Genomic DNA, 20,264 nt, shown 5'->3' with positions numbered 1-20,264 from the left:
TGCGCCGCAAAAGTTGCACGATACACCAATGTCACAACACCTTCGAAGGCTCGCCCAGGTCAATCTGCGCCCAATGGGCGGCATCTTCGCGATGGGCTTGCAGGTACGGCAGCACTGCCGCCAGCAGCGGCGCCTTGAAGGCTTCCTGGAACCGATGGGCCAGGCCTGGAATCAGTTTCAGCTGGCTGCCCTGGATATGCGCCGCCAAATGCACGCCGTGCATCACCGGCAATAACGGGTCGGCCGTGCCGTGGACCACCAGGGTGGGCACGCGCAACTGGTTGAGCAACGGTACCCGGCTTGGCTCGGCGAGGATCGCCATGATCTGGCGCTTCACGCCGTCGGGGTTGAAGGCGCGGTCGTAGGACAGCGCCGCCTGCTGCAGCAACACCTGGCGATCGTCTTTCACCGACGGGCTGCCCAGGGCTGCCAACAAATCCGCCTGCTGCTCCAGCGCGACTTCACGGTTCGGTGCGCTGCGCCGCGACAGCAATTGCACCAACGCCGCACTCGGCGCCGGCAACCCTTCGGCGCCGGAACTGGTCATGATCAGCGTGAGGCTTTCGACCCGCTGCGGCGCCATGGCCGCCAGGTGCTGGGCGATCATGCCGCCCATGCTCGCGCCCAGCACATGGAATTGGCGGACCTGCAACGCGTCCATCAGGCCGAGGGCGTCGTCGGCCATGTCAGTCAGCGTGTAGGGCGCCGCCACCGGCAGGCCGAGCTTGTAGCGCAGCACTTCGAAGGTCAGGTTGGCGCTGGCAGGTGCCTGTCGCCAGGTGGACAGGCCGACATCCCGGTTGTCGTAGCGGATCACCCGAAAGCCCTGTTCGCACAACGCCACCACCACTTCATCCGGCCAGTGGATCAACTGCCCGCCCAGGCCCATGACCAGCAGCAACGCGGGATCGGACGCCCGCCCGATGCTCTGGTAGGCGATGCTGACCGTTTCCAGGTCGACCGTTTGGGTCGGGACATTGACATCACATCGAGACGCCGCAAAAGACGGCAGGCCGAACATGAAAGCGGCCAATAACAGCAACACGCGCATGGAAAACACCGAAACACAGAACCCCAGTAGAGCGCGAGTCTGATGAAGTTTGTTCGAGCGCGCTGCCACAGTTGCGTGACAGTTTGATGAAGAGTGCCCAGTGGTCATGGTCGACACGGCCTACAACATGAGACAAACTCACGCCATTCCAATTCTTCACAAATTGTCTTCATGGAGAGCCCGTGCTCGAAATCCGCCACCTCAAGACCCTGCACGCCCTGCGCGAAGCCGACAGCCTGGTAGAAGCCGCCGAGCGCCTGCACCTGACGCAGTCGGCGCTGTCCCACCAGTTCAAGGAGCTGGAGGAACGCCTGGGCATGCCGTTGTTCGTGCGCAAGACCAAGCCGCTGCGCTTCACCAGCGCCGGCCTGCGTCTGCTGCAACTGGCCGATGCGACCCTGCCGCTGCTGCGCGGCGCCGAGCGTGACATCGCACGATTGGCCGGCGGTACCGCCGGGCGTTTGCACATGGCGATCGAGTGCCACAGCTGCTTCCAATGGCTGATGCCGACCATCGACCAGTTCCGCGATGCCTGGCCGGAAGTCGAGCTGGACCTGGCCTCGGGCTTCGCCTTTGCGCCGCTGCCAGCCCTGGCCCGTGGCGACCTGGACCTGGTGGTGACGTCCGATCCACTGGAATTGCCGGGCATCACCTACGTGCCGTTGTTCACCTACGAAGCCATGCTCGCGGTGGCCAATCAACACCCACTGGCGCACAAGTCCTACATCGTGCCCGAAGACCTGCTGACCGAAACCCTGATCACCTACCCGGTGGAGCGCGACCGCCTGGACATTTTCACGCGCTTCCTCGAGCCGGCCGATGTGGAGCCGGCCCAGGTGCGCACCTCGGAGCTGACGGTGATGATGATGCAACTGGTCGCCAGCGGCCGCGGCGTGTGCGGCATGCCCCATTGGGCGCTGCATGAATACAGCTCACGGGGTTACGTGAAGGCCAAGCGCCTGGGCGAGAAAGGCCTGTTTGCCACGCTGTATGCGGGCATCCGCGCGGACATGCTGGACGCGCCGTATATGCGCGACTTCCTGCTGACGGCCAAGGACACCTCGTTTTCCACGCTGGATGGCGTCAGCGCGGTGCGCTGACGCGCAAGGGGCGATCAGGCCGGGGTGGTCAGCGAAGCGCGATAGAACGGCAGGATCAGATCACGGGTCAACGGCGCCAACAGCAAGCCGCCATCGCCGGCGGGGTCGATCCAGCGTACCTCTTCAATCTCGGCGGCGGGGGTGACCGGGACGTCGATCTGCACCTGGAACAACTCGGCTTCCACGGTGAAACCCGGCTCGTTGACGGCAGGTGCCGAAAACTGGCCGAGGTAGGTCGCAGCGCCGGGCTCGATACGCAGGTTCAGCTCCTCAAACAGCTCACGCGCCAGCGCCTCGGCAGGTTGCTCGCCGGCGTCGATCTTGCCGCCAGGTTGCATGAACGCCTGGGTGCCGCGCTTGCGCACCAGCAGGGTCTGGCCGTCACTGCCGATCAAAAGGGCGGCGGCGATGCGGATGGTCGAGGGCATGGGAAATCTTCCTTGGAAAGCAAAAGGCGCAAGGATCACATGCCGGCCAGCGCTTCAGCAAACGCCGCAGTCTCTGAACAAATAATTCAATTAACATGAACGCTGCATTCAAGCCCATTGACAACCTATTGAACATTTTGTTCAACTTAATGGAACAAAGCAATCAATGACCACTGTATTGCCACCCCACGCCGACATGGCCGTGCTGGGCCAGAAAATCCGCGATTTTCGCAAAATGCGTCAACTGACCGTGCGCCGCCTGGCCGAAGAGGCAGGCACCAGCGCGAGCATGATCAGCCAGATCGAGAACGGCAAAGCCGCTCCAGGTTTCGCCAACCTTGTGCGAATCGCTAATGCACTGGGTGTTTCACTGGGCGACTTGGTCAGCGACGCCAAAATCAGCTCGACTTCGCGCGTGGTTCGCCAGACCGAACGGCCCTATGTGAAGTGGGGAGTGCGGTCGCGCAAGTATTTGATTACGCCGAGGCCGTTCAAGCACGTTGAAGCCTACGAACTGGACATGGCCCCAGGCGACCGGACAGGCCAGTTGACCTACGGCGACACCTCGGTACTGGTGATTGTCACTGCCGGGCACGGCAGCATTCAGGTCAACGAGGATATTTTTGAAATGCAGGAAGGCGACAGCCTGGCGTTCAGCACTGCCGAACCCCATGAGTTCGCCAACCTGGCAGACAGCCCCTTTCGCGCGATTTTCGTGCTGACGCCCCCGGCCACTGCGCTTAAAGGCGAACGCCACGAAGGCTGAACCCCAAGGGTTCTGGCACCTCCGCGCCCAGTCACTAAACCGGAGTACGGAAATGCCCATCACCCTCTTCAGAAGACATCTGATCAAAGGCCTGCTCGCGACGGCGGCCCTGCCCCTATTGGCCTACACCGCCAGCCGCAGCGCCGTGGCGAGCACGCTGAAAAACTCGATACTCAACCCCTGGCGCTGGCAGGACGCACATGGTTTTGTGCAGGGCCGGGTGATCAGCGCCAACGCCCGCCTGATCCTCTGCGCCGGGCAAACCTCAGTCGATGCCGACGGTAACCCGCTGCACAAAGACGATATGGCCGCGCAGATCCTCCAGGCGCTGGACAACCTGGAGACGGTACTTGCCGAAGGTGGTGCTCAACTGGGGCAGGTCGTGCGGGTGACGTACTACGTGAAAGACATGGCGCAGTTTTTTGAAGCCATGCCGGTGCTGACGCAACGCCTGGGTGAAAAAGGCTGCCACCCGACCTCGACCCTGATCGGCGTCGCCGCGCTGTTTCACCCCGATATTCTGTTCGAGATCGAGGCCACAGCCGCCTTATGACAACACCTCGAGGTGCTTGATAAACACGCTGTAGCGCGCACCCTCCATGGTTTCGAACGCGATCAACTTATCCACCAGCGGCAGGTTCAGCACCTTGCCGGCATTGAGCAGCAGCATGCCGTTGTCGGCATTCAGATTGCGCGCCAGCACCATGCCCTCCTCCAGCTCGCGGGTGCCGAGCACTTTGACGTTGGGGTCGCCCAAGGTCACGTCATTCAAGTAGGTTGCGCAGACCTGCACAAAGTCTTCCACCAACAGCGGGTCATACAGCCGCCCGGCGTATTTGCGGATGTACAGCAGCGCTTCATCGCTGTTCATCTGCCGCTCGAGGATCAGGCCCTTTTGCAGCTCGATAAAATCCACTGCCAACTTCAACAGCCGCGACCCGGCGGGAATCGCTTCGCCCTTGAGGTGATCGGGGAAGCCACTGCCGTCCCAGCGCTCCTGATGATGGCGGATCAGGCGCGCGGCATCTTTCATCGGCTCCAGGGTCATCAGCAGTGATTCGCTCTGGGCCGGGTAGGCGCGATACCGTTCGCGGTCGCTGCTGTGCAGCAAGTCCGAGGGCGAGGCCATCATGCTGTCGCTCCAGCTCAACTTGCCGATGTTGTAGAGCGCGGCGGCCATGGTCAGGTCGCGATTGCTGGCGCAGTCCTCGCCATGGGCCACGCACCAGGTGCGTACCAGTTCGATGATCTGCCGGTTGGTCTGCTTCGCGCGCGGCAGGCGCAGGTTGGCCAGCAGCGAGAACACCTCGGCGCCGGTGGCATAGCTGTGCTTGAGTTCTTCGTAGGCCAGGTCAAGCATGTCGGCGGTTTGCTGCAGCTCGCTGGTGCGCGAGGCCACGCGTTTTTCCAGGGTCGTGTTGAGCTGCTTGAGTGCGTCGTTCTGCTGCTGGATCAGTTGCTCCAGCCGCGCACGCTCGCGCTCCGAATGCTGATGCGCCAGGGATTGGCGCAGCGCCAGCAACAACTCTTCATCCTTCCAGGGTTTGCTCAGGTAGCGGTAGATCTCGCCTTCGTTGATGGCCTTGATGATCAGGGTCAGGTCGGTCTCGCTGGTCAGCAGGATGCGCACCGTATGGGGATAGTGCTGGTGGATATGTGCCAGCAATGACGCGCCGTCCATGTCGGGCAGGCGCGCAGCGCTCATCACCAGGTCGACGGGTTGGCTGGCGAGAATGGCCAGGGCATCGGCCGCGCAAGTGGCGCTGTGCAGTTCGAAGGGCTCCAGCCGCAGCAGGTGCGTCAGGCTGTGCAGCACCTGCGGATGGGCATCGATCAGCAGCACGACGGCGCGTTCGGTATCGGTGAAAGCCACTGACTCTCCCATGGCACACCTCGGATCGTCGGTTGGGTTTCCTTGTTGTTGTGGTTCACGGCCTCCTTGGCGATTACTGAGGAGTTTAGTTGGTTTTTTGAAAGCTGATGGCCCTTCGATATCACGCATTTCCATCAGGCATTAAAAACCCGGTTTTTTCACCGGGTTCGGATAAAGGCAGATCCAGCACTACGCACAATGCGCAACCTTCTCGACCTCTTTGGCTATCTGGTCGCCCTTGGCGATTTCCGCTGTGCGCAGATCATAGGCCGTCTGCAGGTTCAGCCAGAACTGCGCGGACGTTTCCAACGCAGCTGCCAGGCGTAATGCAACATCGGCACTGATGCTGCGACGCATCAACACAATGTCATTCACCGTCGGCGCAGAAACGTGCAGCGCCCTGGCAAGGGCGGCGGCCGTCAGGCCCAGCGGCTCCAAGTACTCCTCCTTGAGAATTTCTCCAGGGTGCACAGGTCGCATGCCGTTCTTAAACATGATTCACCTCAGTGGTAATCCACAATTTCAACGTTTTCCGGACCGTTAGGGCCCCAAACGAAACAGACCCGGAATTGACCATTGATTCGGATACTGTGTTGCCCCTCTCGGTCGCCATACAAGGGTTCCAGCCTGTTCCCAGGTGGGGAACGCAAGTCAGCGAGTTCTACCGCTGCATCGAGCATGCTCAGCTTTCGTTCCACCACCGACAGGATGGCGGACCAGCGCCTGGATCGACCGGTCTCAAAAACGGTCCTGGTGTCAGCGCATTTAAAGCTTCTTATCATCGGTTAACGCTTAACGTTATTCGTTAAAGCCCAACTCTACATTGGTTTTCGAGATATTCAACGCAAGGCTGGAAAAGCACTGGAATACGGCGACGAGTGGTCAGTAGCGCAAAAAAAAGCCGCTCCATTCTCTGGAGCGGCCTTCGAGGTGAAACGCGGAGCCCTCACGCCTCGGTTTTTTTCGGGCTGGAGCCAAACGAAGCGAAACGCTTGTTGAACCCGGCAATACGGCCTTCGGCCTGGGTCTTGCGCTGTTGGCCGGTGTAGATCGGGTGCGAGGCGCTGGACACGTCCAGCGGGATGTAAGGGTAGGTGTTGCCGTCGCTGTGTTTATGCGTGCGGTCGCTGTCGGCGGTGGAGCCGATCAGGAAGAACACATCGGCGGCGGTGTCATGGAACAACACGGTACGGTAGTCGGGATGGATACCAGCTTTCATAAGGCCTCCGGGGCGTCTGGGTGCATTTGATGTGTTATACAGTAACACAAATCATGCACCCAAACGAGAACCGATTGCAATAAGAATAGGCCGTACGCTTCTATGCGGCCTCCTGGAAGTCCATTTCCGGCGGCTGTCGGGAGAAGCCGCGCGTGAGGAAACCCAGGTAAACCAGGCCGATCGCCAACCACACCAGGCCCAGGTAGATCGCCAGGTGGTCGAGGCTGATCATCAGCCACAGGTCCGCCAGCAAGCCAATGGTCGGGAACACCAGGAACAGGATCAACTCACGGACACCACGCTGCTGGGCGCCGATCCAGTAGTGAAAGATCACCGACAGGTTCACCAGGCTGAACGCCAGGAACGCGCCGAAGTTGATGAACGATGTGGAGGTGGTCACGTCCAGCTTCAACGCCAGGAGCGCCACCGCTGCACACAGCAGGATACTGTTGACCGGCGTGCCGAACCGCGCATGCAAGGTGCCGAAGAACGACTTGGGCAACACGCCGTCGCGGCCCATCGCAAACAGCAGGCGCGAGCCACTGGCCTGGGCCGACAGCCCCGAGGCGAACTGGCCGACGATCAGGCCGATCAAGAAGATCGACACGAACAGGTCGCCGCCGATGTTGCGCGCGATTTCATACGCCGCCGAATCGACATTGGCGAATTCGAAAGACGGATGGGCGATCTGCACGAAATAGGACACCGCCACGAAAATCAGCCCGCCGATCAACGTGATCAACATGATCGCCCGCGGGATGGTGCGGCGAGGGTCGCGGGTTTCTTCGGTGAGGGTGCTGACCGCGTCAAAACCCAGGAACGAATAGCAGGCGATGGCGGCGCCGCTCATGATCAGCGGCATCTGCATCTGGCCGTTGAAGAACGGGGCGACGGTCCACAAGGGCTTGCTCGCATCACCGCCGATGTAGTGGATGCACAGCGCGACAAACGCGATCAGCACCAGAAACTGCACCAGCATCAGCAACGCGTTGATGCCATTCGCCAGCTTGAGGCCAATGATGTTGATGACGCTGGTGATGCCGATAAACGCCAGCACCCAGACCCATTGCGGCACCGCAGGGAACGCCGAGTTGAGGTACGCCGCGCCGATCAGCCAGATGGCCATGGGCAGGAACAGGTAATCGAGCAACACCGCCCAGCCGGCGATAAAGCCCAGCTTGGGGCTGATCGCCTTGCGCACGTAGCTGTAGGCAGAACCGGCCACCGGGAACGCCGAGGCCATGCGCCCGTAGCTCATGGCGGTAAAGAACATTGCCACCAGCGCTGCCAGGTAGGCGGCAGGGACCATGCCGGCGGTGGATTGCGCGAGGATGCCGAAGGTGCCGAGCACAATGATCGGCGTCATATAGGCGATGCCAAACAGCACCACCGACCCTAACGACAGGGTGCGTTGCAAACGAGCCATGAGCGATTCTCCGCTGATTTATTAGATTTATGGCAGAACTGAAGTCGGTGAAGCGGACGTCTTTTTTCTTATGGTCAAACCGATTTACAAGGCCAAGCCGATTGATAGGCCCAGCCGTTTTATTGTGGCGAGCGGGCTTGCCCCGCGTTGGGCTGCGCAGCAGCCCCCATTGCGCTCAGCGCATTTCTCCAGACAACCCGCGGTGGCAGGTTTCGGGGCCGCAGGGCAAGCCCGCTCGCCACAGGAGCTCCATCAGTTTCCAGGGATCAGCAGCTCGCGCGTGCCGTCAGGGTGCTCAATCACCTCACCGGGCAATTTCAAGCGCTGGTCATCCAGGTAGCGGTAGTCCTTGCGCGCCGCCGCCAACTGGTCGAGGTCCAGCTCGACGGTAAATTGCCCCGCCTCGCGCCCGGCTTCGAACAGCAAGGTGCCGAACGGGTCCACCAGGGCGCTGCCGCCGGCGAACAGCAGGCCGCCATCGCCCTCTTCCACGCGGTTGACCATCAGCGCAAACGCCTGGTTTTCCTGGGCCCGGGCCATGATCGCGGTGCGGTGCGTGGGGCCGTACGGGTCCATGTTGCCGTTGGTGACGATCAGCAATTCAGCACCCAACTGCGCATTGGCGCGGGCGCTCTCCGGGAACTCGATGTCGTAGCAGATCAGCAGGCCCACGCGCACGCCGTTCCACACGCAAGTGGCGTAGCGATCGCCCGGGGTGAACACGCCACGGTCCGAGGCCCACAGGTGGGTCTTGCGATAACGCAGCGCGATACCTTCGGGGGTGATCAGCAAGGTGGTGTTATAGAATTGGCCGCCGTCGCTTTCGGCCATGCCGATCACCACCGCGATATTGCGCGCCTGGGCGGCCTGGATAATCGCCTGCACAGTAGGGCCATCCACCGGCTCGGCGATGGCGGCGACGGTCTCGGCTGTCGGGAAGCCCATGAGGTGGGTTTCCGGGAATACGATCAGCTGCGTGTCGCTTGCACTTGCAGCAATCGCCGCCAACGCGCGCTCAAGGTTGTAAGCTGTGCCGTTATCGCGGCCTGCCAACTGGGCAAATTCGACCTTCATGGGACATCCTGTGGTTTTATCTGTGGCGCAGTATGCGCAGCCGCACACGCCGGGGAAATCACGCCGCCGGGGTAACCCTATGGGGGTAGACGAATGACCGTTTCGCTGCAAGACATCGCCTGGCACCGTTCGGTCGGGCAAATGATAGACGCCCTCGACCAGGCCAACTTCTGGACCCAACTGGTGCGCCTGCTCGACCAGTACGTGCCGTTCGACAGTTGGGTGGTGTTGCTGTTCAGCAGCGAACACCGCCCGCTGGTGTTCGCCGAATGCCCGGGTGCCGACGGCACCCCGGACCATTTGTTCCAGGATTATCTCAACGGCCTCTACCTGCTCGACCCTTTCTATATCGCCAGCCGCGAGCACTCGCACACCGGCCTGTTACGCCTGGCTGAAGTGGCGCCGGAGCATTTCGAACTCACCGAGTACTACCAGCGTTACTTCCGCCTCAATGTGGTGGCCGATGAAATTCAGTTCAATTGCCACCTGCCGGACGGGCGCACCCTGTGCCTCTCCCTGGGCTCGAAGCAGCGTTTCGACCCGCAGCAGATTGCCCTGCTGTCGCTGATCCAGCCCTGGGTGCTGAGCCTGCTGCGCCAGCGCCTGCCCTTTGAACTCAACCAGGTCAGCACCCCACAGCCGCCGATCCAGAATGACGACTGGGGCGCCCAACTCACCGCCCGCGAGCTGGACGTGGGCCGCCTGATGCTCAGCGGCTGCTCCAGCAAAGAGATCGCGCGCAAGCTGGAAATCTCGGTGGAAACCGTGAAAGTCCATAAGAAACACATGTACAGCAAGCTGGGGATCAAATCCCAGTCGGAGCTGTTCTCTATTTTCCTGCAAGCGCAGCGGAACTAGCCGCGACGCCCCTCACGGAGTGGGACAGCGCCAGCGTCGACTTGACCGAGTCGGGCGTGGATTCGTTATGGGCCACCGCTTGCGAGTAGCCATCGGCAACCGCCATCCAATCGCCCCTCGCAGCCCCCAGAGCCGCAGTGGCCAGGCCCGTCTGCAGGGTTTTATCAACACCGTTTATCATCCCCGCCAACGCGCCGCCCAAGCTACCATCGGACTTTTCCACCCCATGGAGCATGTTGCTCAAGCCGGGAATAAACCAGGTGTTGCGAGCAACATCGCCCGCCGCCTTTTGTAGCCCAGTGCGCTCGGCGCCTCCCGGCATTTGCGCTGATGCGGCCCGTGGATGGTGGCCCGATGAAGACGAGAATTGCTGGTCGAGCCTGGACCTGACCAAGGGGTTGTCATTGCGCAAGCCGGACGGAAATTGGCGATGGGTCGGTGTGATGAACGGCTCACGCCCGGAAGCCACTTGAGGCGCAGCAGGACGCGCCTCCGGCGCCTGGGTCAGGCGTGTCAGGAGATCCACCGCAGTCAGGGCAGTATTGATATTCATGGTCGGCTCACTTTGGGAGAGGTTGAGGAACGTGTGTTTAAGTGGCTTGGGGCAACCGATGAGTTCCGCGCGCCAACCCCTCTGAAATGGGCCTCTGCGCGCTCAAACCTTGTCCGCGGTTTCGCAACAGGCGCAGAATGGGTGATCGACCTTCAGAGTTGAACCAAGGAAAAACCGTATGAGCCTGTCCTTGTTAAGCCGTTACGCGTTCTTTGCTGCCTGTGTCATTTTCACCCTCGCCAGCCTCCCTTTTATCGAACATGAATGGCTGTGGCCCATCACCCTGGTCACCGGTGTACTGAGCCTGATCGGTCTGTTCGACCTGCTGCAAAGCCCCCACGCGGTGCGCCGCAACTACCCGATCCTGGGCAATATCCGTTACCTGGTGGAAGCCATCCGCCCGGAAATCCGTCAGTACCTGCTTGAGTCCGACAGCGACGCCCTGCCCTTCTCGCGGGCCCAACGTTCGCTGGTGTATTCGCGCGCCAAGAACGAAACCGCCGACAAACCCTTCGGCACGCTGATCGACGTGTACCAATCGGGCTTCGAATTCATCGGCCACTCCATGCGCCCCGCGCCGCTGAGCGACCCCAGCGCATTTCGCGTCATGGTTGGCGGCCCGCAGTGCACGCAGCCGTACTCGGCCTCAGTGTTCAATATCTCGGCGATGAGCTTTGGCTCGTTGAGCGCCAACGCCATCCGCGCGCTGAATCAGGGCGCCAAGCTCGGCAACTTTGCCCACGACACCGGCGAAGGCAGCATCAGCCCTTATCACCGCGAAAACGGCGGCGACCTGACCTGGGAACTGGGCAGCGGCTACTTCGGCTGCCGCACCAGCGACGGGCGCTTCGACCCCGAGCGCTTCGCCGTGCAGGCACAGAACCCGCAAGTGCGCATGATCGAAATCAAGATGAGCCAGGGTGCCAAGCCGGGCCACGGCGGGATTCTGCCCAAGCACAAAGTCACCCAGGAAATCGCCGATACCCGCGGCATCCTGATGGGCGAAGACTGCATCTCGCCGTCACGTCACAGTGCCTTCTCCACCCCGGTCGAAATGATGCAGTTCATCGCGCAGTTGCGTGAACTGTCCGGCGGCAAACCGGTGGGCTTCAAATTCTGCCTGGGTCACCCGTGGGAGTTCATGGGCATCGCCAAGGCCATGCTCGAAACCGGCATCCTCCCGGACTTCATCGTGGTCGACGGCAAGGAAGGCGGCACCGGTGCCGCGCCGGTAGAGTTCACCGACCATATCGGTGTGCCGCTGCGTGAAGGCCTGCTGTTCGTGCACAACACCCTGGTGGGCCTGAACCTGCGCGACAAGATCAAGCTCGGCGCCAGCGGCAAGATCGTCAGCGCCTTCGATATCGCCAGCGTCCTCGCCATCGGTGCCGACTGGGCCAACTCGGCGCGTGGCTTCATGTTCGCCATTGGTTGCATCCAGTCGCAAAGCTGCCACACCAACAAATGCCCGACCGGCGTCGCGACCCAGGACCCGCTGCGCCAGCGCGCCCTGGTGGTACCGGACAAGGCCCAGCGCGTGTTCAACTTCCATCGCAACACGCTGAAAGCCTTGGCTGAAATGCTCGCGGCAGCCGGCCTGGATCATCCGTCGCAACTGTCGGCCAAACACCTGGTGCGGCGCATGTCTGCCACCGAAATCAAGCTGTTCTCGCAGTTGCACGTGTTCCTCAAGCCTGGCGAATTGCTCACCGGCGAAGTCAACGGCGAGTTTTATTCGCGCATGTGGCAGATGGCGCGGGCGGACAGTTTCGAGCCCAACGAAGTGGCCGCCGCCTGACCTATAGACACACCCCCTCCCCGCTGAACCGGACCACCGACGGCATCGTTGAAACAAGGAGATTCACATGCCGTTACTGGACTTTTCCGCCATCGCCGCACAGCTGCCCGATACCTGGAAATCCACGCGCCTGGGCCAGGTCGGCCCGGCGCGGATCAAGGTGTTGCGCATGGATGAGCGCGCGTACGAGGAGGAAACCCACGACTACAACGAAGGGCTGCTGGTGGTGAGCGGCCAGTTACGCCTGCGCATCGGCGCAGAAGAAATCCGTGTGCAAGCCGGCCAGATGTACCTCGTGCGCGCCGGCACCCCTCACGCTGTACTCGCCGGTAGCCAGGGCACGCTGGTGATCATTGATGTCTAGAGACATTCAGTAATACCCAACCTTTGCAATTGCGTATAAATACCGCCAACCTGCGCCCGCCCGACGTGCGGCGTACGACGATGTGCGCGTTCGCCTGTCATTACTAAACCTATTGTTCAAGAGCCCGCTGCCATGCTGAACGGACGCGACCCACGCATCGATTTTTTTCGGGGCCTGGCGTTGATCTTCATCTTCTGGGATCACGTCCCCCACAACCCCCTCGGCCAGATCACCCTACGCAACGTCGGCTTCAGCGATGCCGCGGAAGTGTTCGTGTTCCTCGCCGGCTACGCCGCGGTGCTCGCCTACGGCAAGATCCTGCAACGCGACGGCTACTGGATGGCCTCACTGAAAATCCTGCGCCGCACCTGGGTGTTGTATGTGGTGCATATCTTTTTGCTGGCGATGCTGATGGGCATCGTGTTCTTCGCCAACAGCCACGTGGAAACCCGTGACCTGGTCGAGGAGATGGGACTGACGCACTTCATCACGCACCCGCAGCAGGCCCTTACCGATGAACTGCTGCTGCGTTTCAAACCCAACCTGATGGACCCGCTGCCGCTGTATATCGTGCTGCTCGCCGGATTGCCACTGGTGCTGCCGTTGCTGTTGCGCAAGACCTGGTTGGTGGTGGGCGCGTCGGCGACGGTGTACCTGCTGGCACCATGGATGGGCTGGAACCTGCGGGCGATTGCCGACGGCGTGTGGTACTTCAACCCGGTGACCTGGCAGTTTCTGTTTATCCTGGGTGGCGCGGCCGCGCTCCATGCCGGACGGGCGCGTGCGCCTGAACCCCGTCCGCTGCTGCGCCAACCGCTGTTCGTCACGGCGGCGCTCTACACCTTGGCTGCCGCAGTGCTGACGCTATCCTGGCGCTGGCCCGAGGTACACGACGCGCTGATGCCCGCGTGGCTCAGCGATGTGATCTACCCCATCAGCAAGACCGACCTGTCGCCGCTGCGCCTGCTGCACTTCCTGGCCCTGGCCTACGTCACCGCCAAGCTGCTGCCCGGTCGCGGCTGGACGCAGAATTGGTGGGCGCAGCAAAGCTGCCGCATGGGTCGCTATTCCCTGGAAGTCTTCTGCCTCGGCGTGTTGCTGGCGCCTCTGGCGGACATGCTCAACGCCATGGCTGACGACGCCTGGACCATGCAGATTTTCAGTGCGCTGCTGGGGCTGGCACTGATGGCGGGGCTGGCGGCATGGCTGGAGTTCAACAAGCGTTTGAACCTGGCCCAGGGCACTGCACTGCCAAGCACGTCAGTTGGCTGAGGGCACGTAGCTGACCTTGCCACACACTTGAACCCTAGCTGGCCTGCCTGTGGTGACCACCGGCAGGCCAGGTTCAAAGGGTCACGCCGAACGCTGTGAACCCACGCCGACCTGGGTCGGTTGCAGCTTGAACACGTAGAACAGCACCGTCAGCAGCACCAGGAATACCGGCCCTACATACAGCGCCACACGGGTGTCCGGGAAGTACGCCATCAGGCCCACCACCAGCACCAGGAACGCCAAGGCCAGGTAGGAGCTGACCGGGTACAGCCACATGCGGTACTTGAGGGCTTTCTGTTCGGCCGGGCTCAGGCTTTTGCGGAACTTGAGCTGGGCCAACAGGATCATCAGCCAGGTCCAGATCGCCCCGAAGGTGGCAATCGACGTCACCCAGACGAAGACTTTTTCCGGCACCAGGTAGTTGAGCAACACGCCGAGCAACAAGGCAAAGATCGACAACAGCAGCGCCTTGCGCGGCACACCATTGCTCGAGGTCTTGGCGAACGTGGCCGGCGCCTGGCCGTTCTGCGCCAGGCTGTAGAGCATGCGCCCGGTGCTGAAGATGCCGCCGTTGCACGACGACAGCGCCGCGGTGATCACCACGAAGTTGATGATGCCGGCGGCGGTCTTGATACCCAGGCGCTCGAAAGTCATCACGAACGGGCTGCCCTGGGTGCCGATTTCATTCCACGGGTAGATCGACAGGATCACGAACAACGCGCCCACGTAGAACAGCAAGATGCGCCAGAACACCGAGCCGATGGCGCTGGGGATGGTCTTCTGCGGGTTCTTCGCTTCACCGGCGGTGAGGCCGATCATCTCTACGCCCAGGTAGGCAAACATCACCATTTGCAGCGACATCAGCACGCCCTGGATGCCATTGGGCATGAAGCCGCCGTGGGCCCACAGGTTGGAAATCCCCAGTGCCACGCCGTCGTTGCCAAAACCGAACGCGATGATGCCGACACCACCGATCACCATCGCAATGATGGTGACGATCTTGATCAGCGCGAACCAGAATTCGAACTCACCGAAGGCTTTCACCGCGATCAGGTTGATGGTGCCCATGCTGATCAGCGCCGCCAGGGCCCAGATCCAGCGTGGCGTATCGGGGAACCACACGCCCATGTACACCGCCACGGCAGTGATCTCGGCCACGCAGGTCACCAGCCACAGGAACCAGTAGTTCCAGCCGGTCAGGAAGCCCGCCAACGGCCCGAGGTAATCCTGGGCATAGCGGCTGAAGGAGCCGGCCACCGGGTTGTGCACGGCCATTTCGCCGAGGGCGCGCATGATCACCAGGATGGCCAGGCCACCGATGATGTAGGACAGCATGATGGCCGGTCCGGCCATTTCGATGGCCTTGGCCGAGCCCAGGAACAGGCCGACACCGATACAGGCGCCGAGGGCCATCAGGCGGATATGCCGCTCGCCCAGTTCGCGTTTGAGCGGGCCGCCCGAAGCGGTCTCGCCATGGGGCAGGTGGTTGCCGACTGGCATAGGGATACAACCTCGTCTTGTTATTGGATATGAGCCTCTGAGTCCGGTACGTCACGACGGGTCTGCCATGGCGTACCGTTTCCGCTTGGCCTTTTGGGTCAATCGGTCTGGCCGGGCCAGATCAGGGGGGTGCAGTATAAAAAGCTCAACCCAGTGATTTTCACTCTATAAACGGCAATATTCAGAGGGAATTCCCGTATAAATCCTATTGCGCGGTTGGAGTATCGCACAGCAATGGTGCGCCATTTCAAGCCCGGCCTATCCACCAGGCGTCCACAGCGGTGCGTCGAAGAACAACTTGCGTGCCATCCGCCGGTTGATTTCGCCGCGATGGATATCCAGGCTTAGGCTGACACGCCCGCCCTGCCCGGCCTGAATACTGGCAAATGCCTGCGCCTGGGCCTGGGCCTGAGTCTGCTTGCCCATCCGATGCTGCGCAGATGTCTTGAGGTGCGCGGCATTGAAGTGATCGTCCGGGCTGGTCTGGCGCTCATAGTGAAAGTGCGCGTAACAAAAGGCCTCGCGCGTATGCACATCGATCACCACATAGGTTTGCAGCCAATCATTGGGGCTGCCGGCCACCGCGACTCGCCCGCCTTGCCGGAATATGCTCGCCTCATGATGACTGACCAGCACATCCACGCCGGACTGAGTAGGCAGGCGTGCCTTGATGGCACTCAGTCGAGCGCGCAAACCCTGCTCGGATAAACGGCTGGCGGCGGCTCGCAGGGCATCGACCTCGGTCCTGGCGCGCGCCCGTTGGGTGGCGGCCAGGCGCGCTGGCTCGCTGTACTGCAGATGCCGATGAAGGGTCTCGGCGCACTGGCGCAACTTATCGGCACGCTGCTCCAGGATATCCTGCAGCGACTGCGGCTCGTTGGCCGTGCGCGCCATCCTCAAGACCTCGCCGATGGCTTTTTCCACCTCAGCCCGCAATGCCTGGCCCTGCTCAATCAGGCTATTGAGACCGGACATTGAACCTGCACGCGTGGCAGCCGGTTTCTTGACCGGCTCCCAGACCCCATCGGCGGCATGGGTAAACGAGGCGATTACGGTGTTCTGTGCATCCACCACCTCTGCCACCTCCGCCGGCTCTTCGCCAGTCGTTATCTTTAGCTGAGCCACATACAGCTCCTGATTGCGCGTGCGGATGATGTTTTTGCGCGGCGCACGAGGTGTCAGCTGTGTGCGTGGCGCAGGGGTCACAGGGGTCGCAGGGGTCGCAGGCGCCAGGGCGGTGGACAACTCGCGGTCTGCCTCTGCGTGCAACTGGCTGAACAGCTGCTGCAACTTGTCCAGGTAAACCAGGTGGAATTTATCCGGCGCCATCGCGCGCCAGAATTCGATGCGGTCATCGGTCTGGGCATAAACACGGTTGAAGCTCTCCAGCAACTCGATGCGCAGTTCAGTGCTATGGGGCGCCAACTCCTCCAGCTGCGCCTGGGATCCACTGGCCCAGCGTGCGCGCTGAATGGTGTCGTCCAAGCCTTGAAAAAAATCCTCATCCAGCCTCGGCCCTTCGGTATTGAGCGCCACCGCCCACAACGCCGTCACCTGCAGCGACTGCAATTCCAACACCGACGGACTTGTCGGCAAGCCCAGTTGCAAGGCCCGGGCCTTGTCCTGTCCGAACTTGGGAACACGCTCCAATTCCTTCAGGAAGGCAAACTCCTGGGTGCGCCAGCGGATCGCGTTCTCGTTGCTGTCCGCCAATTGCCGCAGCCCGTCGATCAGGGTCTGATGCGCCTGCAGATTGATGTCCAATGCGGCCTCTTCCTCACTCAGCGACTGCACGCGGTCCAGCAGCGGCTCCAGGCGAGTATTGATCGCGAGGGTCGTTGAGCGCGCCTCTACCAGCAACTGCTGCAGGCCGAGGATCACGCCTTCAAGCGACGTCGACAGTTCACGTTCATAACCGGCTCGGGGCTTGAGTGCCTGCAGGTCCTTGAGGCACTGCAGCTCCAGCAGCGAAGCGTCGAGTTTGTTCTGCAGCTCCTGGGTGTAGCGGCTGGCCGCCGTGGCCCGTTGCTGTGCGGTGACGCTGGCGGCGTCGCTGGTCTTGAGGGTGTAAGCCACCACCATGGCGCGGTTCGCGGTCTCGCGGCGCACGCCGTACTGGCGGTACTCCTGCTCCAGCTGCTGGCGGCGCGATTCGCTGTCCACGCCAACGCGCGGATGATCGGGCTGCCCCCCCAGCAGGCGCAGGCGCAGGTCCACCTCCCAGCCGCCAGTGTCGAGCAACTTGAGCCAAGGCCCGTTCTCGCGGCCATCGGCACTGATGACTCGCACACTGTTGTCGGTGACCCTGGCCCGGTACACGTGACCCCGCACCAGCACCTGCCATTGCGGCGGTTGCGCGGCGGCATTGAACAACACCCCGTCGAGGCGCCCGCCCACCTGCGCGCCGGGCAACCGCGCCGGCCAGGGCCGGGCGAAGGCCTTGAGGCTCAGCCGCTCGAGCCGCGCCTGCATCGCCGGTGCAAGGGTGTCACGGGCATTGCTCCAGCCACCGGCGGCGCGCAACGGCACCTCCAGCGGACCGCGAACCAACGTGGTCGGCGCCGGCCGCGGCGTCGGCTCGAACGCCGGATGCTGCAGGTCAAGGCTGGCAGGCACCTCGTGAGGTGACGCCCGATGCGCGATGATCAGCACCAGGTTGGTCAGCAGGTCCATCACTCCCTTGGCCTGGGCGGCAGGGTCAGTCGTACTGATGGCCGGCACATCCTGGTGAACACTGTCCATCACCTGCAGCATCCATCCCACCAGCGCCACCGGCCCCCGGAGAAACGGCAACAGGCTATTGAAGAGCAACCAGCCGCCTTCCTTGAACGTCATCCAGCGCTGCTCGGCGTTGGAGACTGATTCGCTCTCTGCCAGGCTGACCAGCGCCTGCACCGTGGAGGCGAACACCCCAGGCAACGGGTCCGCGTCCAGCAGTTGTTTGCTCAGGCGCACCGGCGCAGGACGGTCGGGCACAGTGAACTCATCACCCGCCAGGAAATGCTGCACATGGGGCTCCTGGAATCCGCCGTTGGCGTACACCGCCTGACGCCTCGGCGGCAGCCACGCCAGCACCGTGTCCTGCAACGGGCCTGGCGCACCGATCGCATCGAACAGCGCCTGGGCGGATGCAAACTCACGCAGGCTGGGGCTGAACAGTGGCTGGTAGAGCAGGTGCGGTCCATCCTCCGAATGCCGTGGGCCAATGACATACAGATTGAGCACCGTGTCCGGCGCAGAGGTCGGCGAGGCCTTGAATGCCAACGGCCATAACGCCGCCTCCGGCTGCTGCAGCAGCGCAGCCTGCACCAGGCGATAACCGGCGTCGGTCAGGCCGTTCTCGCCCTGGAGCTTCATCTGCAACGCCAGCAGCGGCAGTTGCGCACGCAGCTGTTGGGTGAACAACGTTTCACGGCGCAGGCGTTCGGCGGGATCGTCCACCAGCTTTTGGCGCAGCAGCGCCGGGTACGCCTGGCCGATATCCACCTCGGTGACACAGCCCGTGAGCAGGGTGGCCGTCATCCAGTCGGGCGCGGCGACGCCCTTGAGTTTGATCGCCGACGGCAAGTGAGGGAACCCGCCGAGGTTCTCCAGCGCCAGGTCCGTGAGCGTCAAGGTCAGCGGGTGCACCTCGCCCGTGGCAAAGCCGCCCGGAGTCATGGCCGCCGTTACGATGTGGTAAGTCAGCTCGATGTCGTCCGGCTCGATGCCATGAGCGCGGCGCTCCTTGCGCAGGCAGCCCTTGAGGGCCTCGGCAGCAAAGGTGCGGATCGGCGCAATGCCGTCCAGGAAACCCTGCCCGCCCGCCACTACCATCGCCTGCAACGCGCCGGCGTAGGCCAGGCTGTCGGCCGCCGAGGCATGGATCAGCCACAGCGGCAACTGGTCCTGCACGCGCAGTTGAAACGGGGTCAGTACCGACTCGAACCAGCGCGAAGGGTCGGTGATGTAATCGAGCATGGCCTGGAACTGTGCGGGCGTGCGCGGCACCGTGCGGTCGATCGCCAAGGTGTCCGCACGCTGGCGCTCGGCATAGCTGGCGGCCAGCGCATCGAAGGGGTCGCCCCAGGGGGCCTGCACAAACCACTCAAGGGCCTGGCCGGCCAGGCGGGCGTTCAGGTAGTCGGGGATCCGCGTGTCGATATCGTCCACACGCTCGAGCAGGTGAAGCCCGGTCGCAGGGCTGAACAGCCACGTGCCGAGGATCAACAGCGGCAGCATTTGCGCCGGCTGCGCAGTGCCTCGGGGCCGCACGTACACGGTGTGCACCGGCAAGGTTGCGTCGTGCAGGCTCCACTGGTGATCCGGACGACTGGCACGCATCGCCGCGCGTGGGAACGCGTCGCTGAATTGCTGCGCATTCATGCCCGGTGGTTTCGGGCTGTCATAGAGCAACGCCAGGCAATCATCCGACAAATAAGCCCAGCGCGTGGTGTTCACCGGCACCGTGCCCCGCCACCAGTCCTGCAGCTGTTCAAGCCAGGCGTCGAGCAGGCTGGGGCCGAGCTGGTTGATCACTTGCTCGATGTCCGCCAGTGGCGGGCCCCCGCGCACATGGATCTCGCGTTGGTGCAGGAACACTTGGTGATAATCCTCGACATAGCGCAGCGGCTCGGCGCCGGCCAGGCACACCAGCACCTCATCGGCCAGCGGGCTGTAATGATATTGATCGGCTTGCACCGGGGTACCGATGCTCACCCCTTCGGCGCGCAGATTGAGGCTGGGGAAACGTTGATTCAGCGTGGCTTGCAGTTGCTTGAGGGCGACTTCCCGCAGTGTCGGGGGCTGGGAAAACAGACTGATGATCTGCTCGATATGGGGGCGACGCGGCGAATGTGTTGCAGACATGGCAGTGGACTTCCTTGTGACGGACGCTGAAGTGAGTCCGATAAGCCCGAACGGTAGGGAAGTACCACGACGGTCGGTGGTAACCGGATGCCCCCACGCAGACAAATTATTCGACGGCGCCAATCAGCGTCTAA

General features: G+C 62.3%; 18 protein-coding genes. 7 read left to right on the top strand and 11 right to left on the bottom strand.

The annotated features are described in order from the left end of the window. Window positions 1-31: 31 nt before the first annotated feature. On the bottom strand, window positions 32-1,051 hold the full coding sequence (locus AC07OJ_RS07380) for an alpha/beta fold hydrolase (RefSeq protein WP_065906816.1): 1,020 nt from the start codon (window positions 1,049-1,051) through the stop codon (window positions 32-34). Window positions 1,052-1,233: 182 nt separating this feature from the next. Here AC07OJ_RS07380 and metR point away from each other — a divergent pair, with 182 nt between their 5' ends. Next, window positions 1,234-2,151, top strand: a complete 918-nt coding sequence (gene metR / locus AC07OJ_RS07375; protein WP_065906818.1) for a transcriptional regulator MetR — start codon at window positions 1,234-1,236, stop codon at window positions 2,149-2,151. 14 nt (window positions 2,152-2,165) lie between these two features. Here metR and AC07OJ_RS07370 read toward each other — a convergent pair whose 3' ends face one another. After that, window positions 2,166-2,579, bottom strand: coding sequence for an NUDIX hydrolase (locus AC07OJ_RS07370; RefSeq protein ID WP_120447732.1), 414 nt, complete (start codon window positions 2,577-2,579; stop codon window positions 2,166-2,168). Window positions 2,580-2,745: 166 nt separating this feature from the next. Here AC07OJ_RS07370 and AC07OJ_RS07365 point away from each other — a divergent pair, with 166 nt between their 5' ends. Both AC07OJ_RS07365 and AC07OJ_RS07360 read left to right on the top strand, forming a co-directional pair. After that, on the top strand, window positions 2,746-3,345 hold the full coding sequence (locus tag AC07OJ_RS07365; RefSeq protein ID WP_120447731.1) for a helix-turn-helix domain-containing protein: 600 nt from the start codon (window positions 2,746-2,748) through the stop codon (window positions 3,343-3,345). A 52-nt stretch (window positions 3,346-3,397) separates the two neighbouring features. After that, complete coding sequence (locus AC07OJ_RS07360) at window positions 3,398-3,898, top strand: RidA family protein (RefSeq protein WP_120447730.1); 501 nt, start codon at window positions 3,398-3,400, stop codon at window positions 3,896-3,898. On the opposite strand, the gene nosR is transcribed toward AC07OJ_RS07360, so the two are convergent. The 6 genes from nosR to AC07OJ_RS07330 form a co-directional block, all read right to left on the bottom strand. Beyond that, entirely contained in the window at window positions 3,893-5,230 is a 1,338-nt protein-coding gene (gene nosR / locus AC07OJ_RS07355) for a response regulator c-di-GMP phosphodiesterase, NosR family (RefSeq protein WP_120447729.1), read from the bottom strand. The genes AC07OJ_RS07360 and nosR overlap by 6 nt on opposite strands. 177 nt (window positions 5,231-5,407) lie before the next feature. Then, complete coding sequence (locus AC07OJ_RS07350) at window positions 5,408-5,713, bottom strand: HigA family addiction module antitoxin (protein ID WP_120447728.1); 306 nt, start codon at window positions 5,711-5,713, stop codon at window positions 5,408-5,410. Window positions 5,714-5,721: 8 nt separating this feature from the next. Then, window positions 5,722-6,000, bottom strand: coding sequence for a type II toxin-antitoxin system RelE/ParE family toxin (locus AC07OJ_RS07345; protein WP_120447727.1), 279 nt, complete (start codon window positions 5,998-6,000; stop codon window positions 5,722-5,724). A gap of 164 nt (window positions 6,001-6,164) precedes the next feature. After that, the gene (locus tag AC07OJ_RS07340; RefSeq protein WP_025858669.1) at window positions 6,165-6,437 is read right to left on the bottom strand and encodes a type B 50S ribosomal protein L31; all 273 of its coding nucleotides are present in this window, start codon (window positions 6,435-6,437) and stop codon (window positions 6,165-6,167) included. Window positions 6,438-6,537: 100 nt separating this feature from the next. After that, on the bottom strand, window positions 6,538-7,863 hold the full coding sequence (locus AC07OJ_RS07335) for an APC family permease (protein WP_065906826.1): 1,326 nt from the start codon (window positions 7,861-7,863) through the stop codon (window positions 6,538-6,540). Between the two features lie 252 nt (window positions 7,864-8,115). Beyond that, window positions 8,116-8,937, bottom strand: coding sequence for a carbon-nitrogen hydrolase family protein (locus AC07OJ_RS07330; protein ID WP_282396799.1), 822 nt, complete (start codon window positions 8,935-8,937; stop codon window positions 8,116-8,118). A gap of 93 nt (window positions 8,938-9,030) precedes the next feature. On the opposite strand from AC07OJ_RS07330, the gene AC07OJ_RS07325 reads away from it, so the two are divergent. After that, window positions 9,031-9,795, top strand: coding sequence for a helix-turn-helix transcriptional regulator (locus AC07OJ_RS07325; RefSeq protein ID WP_106805031.1), 765 nt, complete (start codon window positions 9,031-9,033; stop codon window positions 9,793-9,795). Here AC07OJ_RS07325 and AC07OJ_RS07320 read toward each other — a convergent pair. Then, window positions 9,767-10,348 carry a hypothetical protein gene (locus AC07OJ_RS07320; protein ID WP_495094312.1) on the bottom strand — a complete coding sequence of 194 codons (582 nt, stop codon included), beginning with the start codon at window positions 10,346-10,348 and terminating at the stop codon, window positions 9,767-9,769. The two genes, AC07OJ_RS07325 and AC07OJ_RS07320, sit on opposite strands and share 29 nt — an antisense overlap. Window positions 10,349-10,526: 178 nt before the next feature. Here AC07OJ_RS07320 and AC07OJ_RS07315 point away from each other — a divergent pair, with 178 nt between their 5' ends. The 3 genes from AC07OJ_RS07315 to AC07OJ_RS07305 all read left to right on the top strand — a co-directional run bounded on the left by AC07OJ_RS07315 (window position 10,527) and on the right by AC07OJ_RS07305 (window position 13,782). Then, entirely contained in the window at window positions 10,527-12,146 is a 1,620-nt protein-coding gene (locus AC07OJ_RS07315) for an FMN-binding glutamate synthase family protein (RefSeq protein WP_106805033.1), read from the top strand. Window positions 12,147-12,213: 67 nt separating this feature from the next. Further along, a complete protein-coding gene (locus tag AC07OJ_RS07310) occupies window positions 12,214-12,510 on the top strand; it encodes a cupin domain-containing protein (protein WP_495094311.1) in 297 nt (98 codons plus the stop codon). Window positions 12,511-12,642: 132 nt separating this feature from the next. Further along, the gene (locus AC07OJ_RS07305) at window positions 12,643-13,782 is read left to right on the top strand and encodes an OpgC family protein (RefSeq protein WP_120447723.1); all 1,140 of its coding nucleotides are present in this window, start codon (window positions 12,643-12,645) and stop codon (window positions 13,780-13,782) included. Window positions 13,783-13,863: 81 nt separating this feature from the next. Here the strand turns inward: AC07OJ_RS07305 and AC07OJ_RS07300 are convergent, their stop codons facing one another. Together AC07OJ_RS07300 and AC07OJ_RS07295 are read right to left on the bottom strand one after the other, a co-directional pair. After that, the gene (locus AC07OJ_RS07300; protein WP_106805036.1) at window positions 13,864-15,282 is read right to left on the bottom strand and encodes an amino acid permease; all 1,419 of its coding nucleotides are present in this window, start codon (window positions 15,280-15,282) and stop codon (window positions 13,864-13,866) included. A gap of 258 nt (window positions 15,283-15,540) precedes the next feature. Further along, a complete protein-coding gene (locus AC07OJ_RS07295; RefSeq protein WP_495094310.1) occupies window positions 15,541-20,130 on the bottom strand; it encodes a hypothetical protein in 4,590 nt (1,529 codons plus the stop codon). Window positions 20,131-20,264 lie beyond the last annotated feature (134 nt).

The sequence above is a fragment of the Pseudomonas sp. GW821-FHT09C08 genome (assembly GCF_059418125.1).
Note: the sequence above shows the minus strand (reverse complement) of the source record. Positions and strands in the feature narration are given on the sequence as shown.